Origin of the sequence: Novosphingobium sp., assembly GCF_019748365.1 — a bacterium.
Lineage (GTDB): Bacteria > Pseudomonadota > Alphaproteobacteria > Sphingomonadales > Sphingomonadaceae > Novosphingobium.
Genome location: NZ_JAIEPN010000072.1, coordinates 1 through 8,455 on the forward strand (window position 1 = coordinate 1; position 8,455 = coordinate 8,455).

Annotated in this window: 13 protein-coding genes and 1 pseudogene; 11 read left to right on the forward strand and 3 right to left on the reverse strand. The window is 61.8% G+C overall.

Translation table 11 applies throughout. The features are described from left to right. Positions 1 to 70 precede the first annotated feature (70 nt). The 4 genes and pseudogenes from K5Q19_RS09485 to K5Q19_RS09500 all read left to right on the forward strand — a co-directional run. Positions 71 to 415: pseudogene (locus tag K5Q19_RS09485) on the forward strand (multicopper oxidase domain-containing protein); the annotation flags it as partial. After that, a complete protein-coding gene (locus K5Q19_RS09490) occupies positions 412 to 1,467 on the forward strand; it encodes a copper resistance protein B (protein WP_066213685.1) in 1,056 nt (351 codons plus the stop codon). The pseudogene K5Q19_RS09485 and the gene K5Q19_RS09490, both read left to right, overlap by 4 nt. A gap of 413 nt (positions 1,468 to 1,880) precedes the next feature. After that, the gene (locus K5Q19_RS09495; protein ID WP_066213683.1) at positions 1,881 to 2,081 is read left to right on the forward strand and encodes a hypothetical protein; all 201 of its coding nucleotides are present in this window, start codon (positions 1,881 to 1,883) and stop codon (positions 2,079 to 2,081) included. Between the two features lie 126 nt (positions 2,082 to 2,207). Next, positions 2,208 to 2,636 carry a DUF411 domain-containing protein gene (locus K5Q19_RS09500; RefSeq protein ID WP_066213681.1) on the forward strand — a complete coding sequence of 143 codons (429 nt, stop codon included), beginning with the start codon at positions 2,208 to 2,210 and terminating at the stop codon, positions 2,634 to 2,636. A gap of 300 nt (positions 2,637 to 2,936) precedes the next feature. On the opposite strand, the gene K5Q19_RS09505 is transcribed toward K5Q19_RS09500, so the two are convergent. Genes K5Q19_RS09505 through K5Q19_RS09515 form a run of 3 tightly spaced genes read right to left on the reverse strand, consistent with a single transcriptional unit; the run spans position 2,937 to position 3,864 of the window. Continuing rightward, the gene (locus K5Q19_RS09505; RefSeq protein WP_066213678.1) at positions 2,937 to 3,119 is read right to left on the reverse strand and encodes a hypothetical protein; all 183 of its coding nucleotides are present in this window, start codon (positions 3,117 to 3,119) and stop codon (positions 2,937 to 2,939) included. After that, complete coding sequence (locus tag K5Q19_RS09510; RefSeq protein WP_066213675.1) at positions 3,116 to 3,466, reverse strand: DUF3147 family protein; 351 nt, start codon at positions 3,464 to 3,466, stop codon at positions 3,116 to 3,118. Before K5Q19_RS09510 ends, K5Q19_RS09505 begins: the two co-directional genes overlap by 4 nt. Then, on the reverse strand, positions 3,454 to 3,864 hold the full coding sequence (locus K5Q19_RS09515) for a helix-turn-helix domain-containing protein (protein ID WP_066213673.1): 411 nt from the start codon (positions 3,862 to 3,864) through the stop codon (positions 3,454 to 3,456). Before K5Q19_RS09515 ends, K5Q19_RS09510 begins: the two co-directional genes overlap by 13 nt. A gap of 71 nt (positions 3,865 to 3,935) precedes the next feature. On the opposite strand from K5Q19_RS09515, the gene K5Q19_RS09520 reads away from it, so the two are divergent. The 7 genes from K5Q19_RS09520 (at position 3,936) to K5Q19_RS09550 (ending at position 8,433) form a co-directional block, all read left to right on the forward strand. Further along, on the forward strand, positions 3,936 to 4,577 hold the full coding sequence (locus K5Q19_RS09520) for a cation transporter (protein WP_066213721.1): 642 nt from the start codon (positions 3,936 to 3,938) through the stop codon (positions 4,575 to 4,577). Between the two features lie 25 nt (positions 4,578 to 4,602). Next, positions 4,603 to 4,953: a DUF3703 domain-containing protein gene (locus tag K5Q19_RS09525; RefSeq protein ID WP_156445382.1), complete on the forward strand. Its 351-nt coding sequence runs from the start codon at positions 4,603 to 4,605 to the stop codon at positions 4,951 to 4,953. A gap of 44 nt (positions 4,954 to 4,997) precedes the next feature. Continuing rightward, a complete protein-coding gene (locus tag K5Q19_RS09530) occupies positions 4,998 to 5,339 on the forward strand; it encodes a hypothetical protein (RefSeq protein WP_193829106.1) in 342 nt (113 codons plus the stop codon). A gap of 65 nt (positions 5,340 to 5,404) precedes the next feature. Beyond that, positions 5,405 to 5,863: a hypothetical protein gene (locus tag K5Q19_RS09535; RefSeq protein WP_066213667.1), complete on the forward strand. Its 459-nt coding sequence runs from the start codon at positions 5,405 to 5,407 to the stop codon at positions 5,861 to 5,863. Positions 5,864 to 5,876: 13 nt separating this feature from the next. Continuing rightward, a complete protein-coding gene (locus K5Q19_RS09540) occupies positions 5,877 to 7,076 on the forward strand; it encodes a TolC family protein (RefSeq protein WP_202187987.1) in 1,200 nt (399 codons plus the stop codon). Between the two features lie 3 nt (positions 7,077 to 7,079). Beyond that, complete coding sequence (locus K5Q19_RS09545; protein ID WP_066213659.1) at positions 7,080 to 8,261, forward strand: efflux RND transporter periplasmic adaptor subunit; 1,182 nt, start codon at positions 7,080 to 7,082, stop codon at positions 8,259 to 8,261. 1 nt (position 8,262) lies between these two features. Next, positions 8,263 to 8,433: a hypothetical protein gene (locus tag K5Q19_RS09550; RefSeq protein WP_292944068.1), complete on the forward strand. Its 171-nt coding sequence runs from the start codon at positions 8,263 to 8,265 to the stop codon at positions 8,431 to 8,433. The last annotated feature ends 22 nt before the right edge of the window (positions 8,434 to 8,455 follow it).

The window sequence follows — 8,455 nt, forward strand, 5'->3', positions numbered from 1 at the left end:
GATAGCCGCGTCGCATAAGCGTTCGCTGATTGTTCGCCCTTAGCGTTGTTTAGCGTACCATCCACGCTATGCCCTCATGGAGCGCTACATGTGGTCCTTCGACGGCGAGAAGTTCAGCGAAAATACTGAGCCAATCCCGTTCCGCCACATGGAGCGTGTGCGCATCAATCTCATTAACGACACCATGATGCCCCATCCGATTCACTTGCACGGACACTTCTTCGAACTGGTTACGGGCAGTCCCGGCCATCATCCGCTGAAACACACGGTCAACGTCCTGCCCGGCGGCAAGGTCTCGTTCGATCTGACTGCCGATGAACTCGGCGACTGGGCATTCCACTGTCACATGCTGCTGCATATGATGTCGGGGATGTTCCGGGTCGTGACCGTGCGCCATGAGGAGGACGCGGCATGAAGACGACCCTTCTCATCAGTGCTGCGGTCCTGCTGGCAGCGCCTGGCATCGCAGCGGCCCAGTCCTCCATGTCAGATATGGCAATGAAGGATGCGCCGGCGCCAATTCCCCAAGGCGCAGCCCCGCAGCCTGCTGCAGATCATTCCGGCCATGATCAGCCGAAGTCCGCAGTTTCCGAGCCCGCCGCGGCCGATCCACATGCCGGACACGCTGCCGAGCCGAAGGCGGCCAGTGCGCCACAGGTCGAAGGCGTGGATCATTCCGGCCACGACATGAATGCTATGACGGGCATGTCGGAGGACGGTCCGGTGATCGGGACTGCGCCCGCCCCGGCGCCGCCAAGTGATCATGCCGCCGATGCTGTGTTCGAGCCTGCCGAAATGGCGCGGGCGAGAGAGGCGCTGCGGCGAGAAAACGGGGCGTTCTCGGGATCGATGGTGCTTTTCGATCTCGCGGAATTTCAGGCCCGAGAGGGCCGGGACGGATATCGCTGGGCGGGCGAGGCCTGGTTTGGCGGCGATATCGATCGCCTCCTGATCAAGACAGAAGGCGAGGGCACTTTCGGCAAGCCAGTCGAGGACCTGGAGATTCAGGCGCTCTATTCGCGCGCGATCTCGCCATTCTGGAATGCCCATGTCGGCGTGCGGCACGATATAGTCCCCAATCCCTCGCGGACTTATGCCGTTGTCGGCGTCGAAGGGATCGCGCCGTACTGGTTCCATCTGACCGGACAGATGTTTCTTTCGGACAAGGGCGACCTGCGCGCGCGCCTCGAGGGAAGCTACGACGAGCGGATTACCCAGCGTCTGATCCTACAACCAAGGGTGGAGTTTAATCTTTCCGCTCAGGACATGCCGGCGATCGGGGTAGGATCGGGTCTGACCGACTTCGAACTGGGCGCACGCCTGCGCTATGAGATTCGGCGGGAATTCGCGCCTTACGTTGGCGTAGAATGGAGCAAAAAGACTGGCGACACTGCGCGATTGGCGCGGCTTGCCGGGGAAGATCCCGAAGCAGTCAGTTTCGTGACCGGGCTCAGGGTTTGGTTCTGATGGCAATGGGCAAAGACTTGGTCTGGACCTATAGGTCGCGCCGGAGAAAGACTTGATCCTATGAAATCGGCCGTCGCTCTCATGGTTGCGCTTGCATTGGTGTTCGGCTCAGGCCCGCTTTGCGCCGCGACGGCACAGGCTCGGGTGCAGACGGTTAGTATGGAATGCGGCGACATGCCGGGAAGTGGCGACCGCTCACATCGTCATGACACACCAGACGTAGCGCGGGCCTGCCATTCGTGCATCTTTCCAGCACCCGCCATCGGCACCAATCTGAATGCCACTGGATGGCATTGGATCAGTCCTGAGGTCCGGGCTCCGCAAAGCCTGTCCGGGTTGACGCTTGAACCGCCGACACCGCCCCCGCGCCAAGTGGTTCCTCGATCCGTTTCAATCTTATCTGGAGAATACACATGAAATCCAAGTATCTGCTGGGCGCCCTCGCGCTCTCGCTTTCTACCGCCGCGTTTGCAGCAGAGCCTGCACCGACGACAGAAAAGCCGTGCTGTTGCTGTAAGAAGGACGAGCACGGCCAGATGGCCTGCTGCAAGGAGCATGGCGAGCAGACTGGTGAGCATGCTGGTCACGACATGAGCGGCATGGACCACAAGTAAGTCAAGGTGCGCGGAGGGTGGTCCGCTACCCTCCGCGTATTGCCATGTGACTACTGGCAAATGTGGACTGGACCTTAGTTTACACCGGAACGGTTCAGCGGCCACCCGCGGATAGGGAGATCACACATGCGAAAGCTCGTTTTGGCACTGGCGTTGTTTTCGACCCCCGCGCTAGCGGCAGGCGACATCCTGATGCATCGCGATCCGGGGTGTGGGTGCTGCGAACAATGGGCTGCGCGGGTTCGGCAGACCTTCGGCAGAAATGTGCGAATCGTCGATGACGCGAACCGTACCGCGTTCCAGCAGCAGGTGGGTCTTCCCGCAAACCTGGTGTCATGCCACACCGCGATCGTGGACGGGATCGCCTTCGAGGGACACGTTCCTATTGCGGACATGCGCCGCGTACTGGCGAGCCGCCCGAAAGGTGTTCGTGGGCTTGCAGTTGCGGGAATGCCCGTCGGATCGCCGGGCATGGAGGTGCCGGGTGTTCGCGCGCAACGGTATAACGTCATTGCCTTCGGGGCCGCGCGCACCAGCGTATACGCGCAGCATTAGTCGTCGCATTAGATGCGAGCGTCTTCATATCTGATCCCGCGAAATCCGGGGCATATCCGGGCAAATCGAATGAGAGCGGGGCAAGATGCTTCCGCGAGTTGTGTTACGTTTGGAGTGGGGGCTTTTTCGCCTTGATCGCGATGAAGGCCGCGCCTGCAGTCGTCCTTCGCCCAATCCAGCCCGCTTCACGGCGTTCTGTTATCTGGCCGAGGAGACTGCAGCGCCTATAGGCGTCACCGAGGGAATTGCCGTGCTCCTTTGCGGCCATAGTAAGCCCCTCAGGATTGCTATCTCCCGGCGTCAGAACACCAGAACCTTGTCCGCCTCCAACGCATAGGCAAAGACGATCAGTGAAAGGACTCCGGGGGCCAGCCATGACGGCGATCGCTCGAGCCGAAGGACTGCCCAGAACGCAAAGCACCCGGCGATTTCCGCGATGGCCGCGAGCACGTACCACCCGATGGTCGTCTGCCGGACGGTCACGGCCGGATATCCCCGCGGGCGAGTAGCGCCGCCATGCCCATGTACAGTACAATGGTGAGAACCCAGCCTGCTGCGAGTGCAGTCCAGAACGCGAAGCCGCGCTTGAGAAGTGCCGGGATTAGCAGGAACATCGGCTGCGAGGGCAGTCCATACCAGAAGGTCCCTTGGGCATATTGCGCCATGCGATCGGCATCGCCTGTATCGCGCCACAACCAGATCATGCTGAGCACCGTAATGAGAGGGAGCGCTGAGATCAGCGCGCCGATACCGGGACTTCGCCGTGCAACTTCCGAGACTGCTACGATGATGATCGCAGAAAGGATCGCTTTCAGGATCAGATAACTGATGCCCGGGCGTCCTTCGGCCCCAGCGTTTCAATGATCTTGCAATCCCCCACTGTTCCCCTGCGGCAACTGCCGATCACGCGGTCGAGTTCGGTACGCAGAGCAGCCAGATCGCTGATCTTGCGTTCAATATCTGCGAGATGAACCCGTGCGATACTGTCGACTGCCTCGCAGGACCGCGCCTTATCGTCGGACAGCGTGAGCAATTCTCGGACCGCTTCGAGCGTGAAACCTAGGTCTCGGGCACGGCGAATGAATGAAAGGCGGGCGAGATGCTCCTTGCCATAGGCTCGATAGTTAGCCGAGGTGCGCGCGGGCGGCGCTAGCAGCCCGATTTTCTCATAGTAGCGCACCGTCTCAACTTTGGTCGCGGTTGCGCTCGCCAGCTCGCCGATCTTCATCGCTTGACCCTGTAGTTGCTACAGGGTGTAGATAGATGTCCGACTTGGGATTTGTCGAGGAGGATAATTCGATGGCAGACAGTTGCTGCGCCAGCGCCTGCGGTAGCGAGATGGCCAAGGCCGACCCGCGCTGGCGGCGCGTTCTGTGGGTGGCGCTGATCGTCAATGCGGCAATGTTCCTTGTCGAAATGGTGGCAGGCGCGGCCGCAGACAGCCGCGCGCTTCAGGCCGACGCGCTCGACTTTCTGGGTGACGCCGGCAACTATGCGGTGAGCCTTGCGGTCGTTGGCGCGGCGCTTTCATGGCGGGCGCGGGCGGCGTTGCTGAAATCACTTTTCATGCTGGGCTTTGCCGGCTGGGTCTTCGGCAGCGCGGTCTTTGCATTTATGAACGGTACGTCGCCGGACCCTGCGATGATGGGCGCGGTCGGCGCACTGGCGCTGGCCGCGAATGTTGGCGTTGCCCTGTTGCTTTATCGCTACCGTACGGGCGACGCTAATATGCGTTCGGTCTGGATATGCTCACGCAACGACGCCATTGGCAATGTCGCCGTGATGCTGGCCGCGCTAGGCGTGTTTGGCACAGGTAGCGCCTGGCCCGACCTGATTGTTGCGACTATTATGGCTGCGTTGGCCTTGACGGGCGGCCTGCAGGTGTTCCGACACGCGATGGCTGAGCTGAAAGCTGCTCCCGCCGCGGTAGAACAAGCATGAAAGCCGGTGGCAGCGAGGTAACGGTATGATGCTCGATCTGGCCCGAGACCTCATCGCGGAAGAAATGGCCAGCTTTGGCGCTGCCAGACGTGCCAGTGACAGGCTGGCAGCTTGGCGTGCGCTAGAACGCGCTCATATCGTGGCGCAGCCATATTTTGGACTGCATCTGGCCAGTCATTGGACAATGCTCAGTTACGCGCTTCGTGAAAGGGACTTCAAAGAAGCCGGGGGGCAATGCTTACGGCTCGCACTCGTACCGCTGGGTGCCATTACTGGTCGATTGCCGACCGGTAATACTGGCCGGTCGAATGTTAGCGCCTTTCGGCCGATGCCAATTCCGCAGGATCTTCTGGCTCGAATGGACGATCAATCGTGAGCATTTTCTTGCTGGATTCGAGAGTGGCTGGTAGGCGCGCTAATATGCGGGTCCGCCTCTTCTCGATGCTCCTTATGTTTGCCATTTTGTTTGGCGGCCTTGTCGCGCCCGAAACTGCGCATGCCGACAATCTGCTGGCTGGACATAGCGTCGAAGTTCTCGACAAGCATGATCATGCTGATGACGGCAACCAAGAGGACCCTGGGCAGAAAGGCGGATCGCCATGTCATGCCCTGGTCCATCATCATTGCGGCGTGGCGCTGGCTACAGACTGTGAATCCGCCTCACTAACGATCTGGGACGGCAAGGCGGCGATCACGCCACTTATCGTTCAGCCGATGCGTTCGCTTGCTCTCGCTCCGCCGACGGAGCCGCCCGCAGCCTGAAATCCCAGCTTTAAGCGCGCCGGTTATTCCGACGCCGATACTGGCAATTTCAGGATTCTCAAACCATGCGAAACCTCCTTCTTGGCGCAATTGCGCCTGCGGTGCTCGTCGCCGCAGCCCCTGCTGACGCGCGTTCGACCCGCGTCGATATCCCGGTCCAAATTGACCCGAAAGCGTCGGTCTATATTCTATGGGTTAAGGTTCAGACTGACGGCAGCCATACGCTCGTCAGCGGCTATGTCCGTCAGAAGCGCTGGTTCGCCCGCCACAGGGGCGACCTTCACATAGAATTTCTCAGACAAGGCCAGCGAGTCGCCTGTCAGGAAACAGACTGGAAGAAATACCGGTATCGTTCGCGGGGGCAGTGGCGCTTTGCAACTTCGGCGGACTTATCCCCCACAACGGTCGACACCGTCCGCATTTCGCACGTGATCCACGACCGTGAGCAGGACCGCACGCCCGATCCTGTGAATGCTTGTTCGGGATTGACCGTGCCCTCCGCACTGAATTCCGGCGGTGCGTGACATGAAGTTCCGATTGTTGATTGCATCAGCCATTCTGGCATCCTGCTCCCACGCCTGGGCGGCCGAAGTTTCACTGCCTGATGCACTGGCGCAAGGTGCGCAGAATTCGCCGCGCATCTCCCAAGCACGCGCCCAGGCTCAGGCTGCGGAGGCACGGGCACGGCAGGCCGGCGTCTCGCCTAATCCCGAGATTTCGCTCGAGGTCGAGAACTTCGCCGGGACTGGCCCTTATCGTGACACTCGGAGCGCCGAGACGACTCTGGCACTCAGCCAGCGTATCGAACTGGGCGGCAAGCGTAGCGCGCGGGTGGCAGTGGCGTCGTCCGAACGCGATTTTGCCTTGCTGTCGCTACGCCGCGCCGAAGCCGATCTTGCGCGCGATATTCGCGTCGGCCATGCCGAATTGCGCGCCGCCGAGGACCGTGCAGTGCTGGCGCGGGATAATGTCGGGCAGGCGCGCGAATTGGCTCGAACCGCTCGGTTGCTGGTGGACGTTGGACGCGATCCCCCGTTGCGCCAGCTCCGTGCGGAAGCGCTGCTCGCCGAAGCGCAGGCCGAGGAAGCGCGGGCCTTTGGCGAGTTGCTTGCCGCTCGCCGCATGCTTGCCGATCTGATCGGGAGCAGCGATCCCGAACTGTCAGTGCCAGCGTGGGTCGATGAGGCGGTGCCAGGGGCATTCCCGCCCGAGACACCTTCCCTCGACGAGCAGCTTGCCGCTGCCGAGCGCGATGCTGCTCAGGCACGCATCCGGGTGGCACGTGCCGATGCGGTCCCTGATGTGACAGCAAGCGGCGGTGTGCGGCGTATCAATGACGGGCGTGAGACGGCCTTCGTTGCCGGCTTTTCCATTCCTCTCCCTTTCAGAGACCGCAACCGTGGCGGGATTGAAGCGGCGCAGGCGGATGCACTCGCCGGCGAAGCCGCACTTGCTCAGGCGCGACTCACCGCGCGCCGCGCGCAGCATGATGCGCGCATGCTGCTCGGGGCTGCCGATGCACGGGTCGAGGCGCTGTCCGGGCCATCGCTGGCGCAGGCAGCAGAGGCCGTGCGGCTCGCGCGCATCGGCTACGGCGCAGGCAAATTCAGCCTGCTGGAACTGCTCGATGCGCAAGCCGCGCTCACTACCACCAAGACCGCGCTGATCGAGGCCCGCCTCGACCGCGCTCGAGCGCTGGCCGCACTGATCCGCGCCAATGCGCGCGCAGGGGATTGATCGATGACCGAAGCTAACGACAAGACGAAACTCATTGCTGGGGTCGCCATTGCAGCACTCCTGCTTGGCGGGGGCGGCATAATGCTTGGCCGCTCGGTATTCGCGCCAGAGCCTACAACAGCCGCCTCGACGGAAGGCGAACATGCCGAAGAGAAAGAAGAAGGGCATGTCGAGGGTCAGGTCGAGATTGACGCGGCACGTGCCCAGGCTGCCGGTATCGTCACCGAAACCATACAGTCTGGCGGACTGGGTGCTGAAATTCTGGCACAGGGCGTGGTTGCCGCAACTCCGCAAGGCGAAGCGGTACTGACGGCACGCGCTGACGGTGCGATTGTCCGGATCAACCGGCAACTGGGCGACTATGTCCGAGCCGGAGAGCCAGTGGCAACCATGGAGAGCCGTGACGCAGCCTCCATCGCCGCTGAACGAAGCTCGGCGTCGGCAAAGCTGGCGCTGGCGCGCTCGACATATGCGCGCGAAAAGCGCCTGTTCGATGCGCGCGTGACGGCGCGCCAAGACCTTGAGGGTGCAGCCGCAGTGTTGGCAGAGGCCGACGCTGAGGCACGGCGGTCGCAGTCAGCTGCATCTGCCGCCAGGGTGTCTGGCGATGGCCGAAGCCTCTCTGTCATCAGCCTCATTTCCGGGCGGGTGACCAAGGCCGACGCGAGGCTTGGGGCTTATGTCCTCGCCGGCACCGAATTGTTTCGCGTTTCCGATCCCACCCGCATCCAGATCAACGCATCGGTGCTGGCCGCCGATGCACGGCGCATTCAGCCAGGCGATAGCGCTGTGATCGAACTGCTGGGCGGGGAGACCTTGAATGCAGTGGTGCGCTCAGCAACTCCCACCCTCGATCCCGATAGCAAGACCGCGACGATCATCCTGACACCGCAAGGCATTGGTGGGCTGACACCCGGTCAGGGCCTGCGCGCCCGGATCAAGCCGCGTGGAGGTGGCGATAACGGCCTTATCGCGCTGCCGGAGGAAGCCGTGCAGACCGTCGAAGGGCGCGAGGTCGTATTCGTCAGGACCGCCAAGGGGTTTCTTGCGACCACTGTCGTCACCGGCAAGCGCGGAGGTGGACGGATCGAGATCGTCGATGGGCTGAAACCGGGCGTCACCATCGCGACCAAGGGCGCGTTCCTGCTCAAAGCCGAACTCGGCAAGGGCGAGGCGGAGCACTGAGATGATCGAGAAACTTCTTGATGCGTCGATCCGCTTCCGCTGGGGCGTGGTCATCCTGACGCTGATCATTTCCGCCTACGGCTTGTCGGAGCTGATGAAGCTGCCGATCGATGCCGTTCTGAGAACACCGGGAATAAAAGGGGCCACGGATCGGCCGGTAGCACCGGATTAAAAATGGGCCAGTCCTGCTAGAC

Excerpts from the sequence above, each read along its gene's own strand:
- K5Q19_RS09490 (WP_066213685.1), top strand. The coding sequence starts at position 412 with ATGAAGACGACCCTTCTCATCAGTGCTGCGGTCCTGCTGGCAGCGCCT.
- K5Q19_RS09495 (WP_066213683.1), top strand. The coding sequence starts at position 1,881 with ATGAAATCCAAGTATCTGCTGGGCGCCCTCGCGCTCTCGCTTTCTACC.
- K5Q19_RS09500 (WP_066213681.1), top strand. The coding sequence starts at position 2,208 with ATGCGAAAGCTCGTTTTGGCACTGGCGTTGTTTTCGACCCCCGCGCTA.
- K5Q19_RS09515 (WP_066213673.1), bottom strand. The coding sequence starts at position 3,864 with ATGAAGATCGGCGAGCTGGCGAGCGCAACCGCGACCAAAGTTGAGACG.
- K5Q19_RS09520 (WP_066213721.1), top strand. The coding sequence starts at position 3,936 with ATGGCAGACAGTTGCTGCGCCAGCGCCTGCGGTAGCGAGATGGCCAAG.
- K5Q19_RS09525 (WP_156445382.1), top strand. The coding sequence starts at position 4,603 with ATGATGCTCGATCTGGCCCGAGACCTCATCGCGGAAGAAATGGCCAGC.
- K5Q19_RS09530 (WP_193829106.1), top strand. The coding sequence starts at position 4,998 with ATGCGGGTCCGCCTCTTCTCGATGCTCCTTATGTTTGCCATTTTGTTT.
- K5Q19_RS09535 (WP_066213667.1), top strand. The coding sequence starts at position 5,405 with ATGCGAAACCTCCTTCTTGGCGCAATTGCGCCTGCGGTGCTCGTCGCC.
- K5Q19_RS09545 (WP_066213659.1), top strand. The coding sequence starts at position 7,080 with ATGACCGAAGCTAACGACAAGACGAAACTCATTGCTGGGGTCGCCATT.
- K5Q19_RS09550 (WP_292944068.1), top strand. The coding sequence starts at position 8,263 with ATGATCGAGAAACTTCTTGATGCGTCGATCCGCTTCCGCTGGGGCGTG.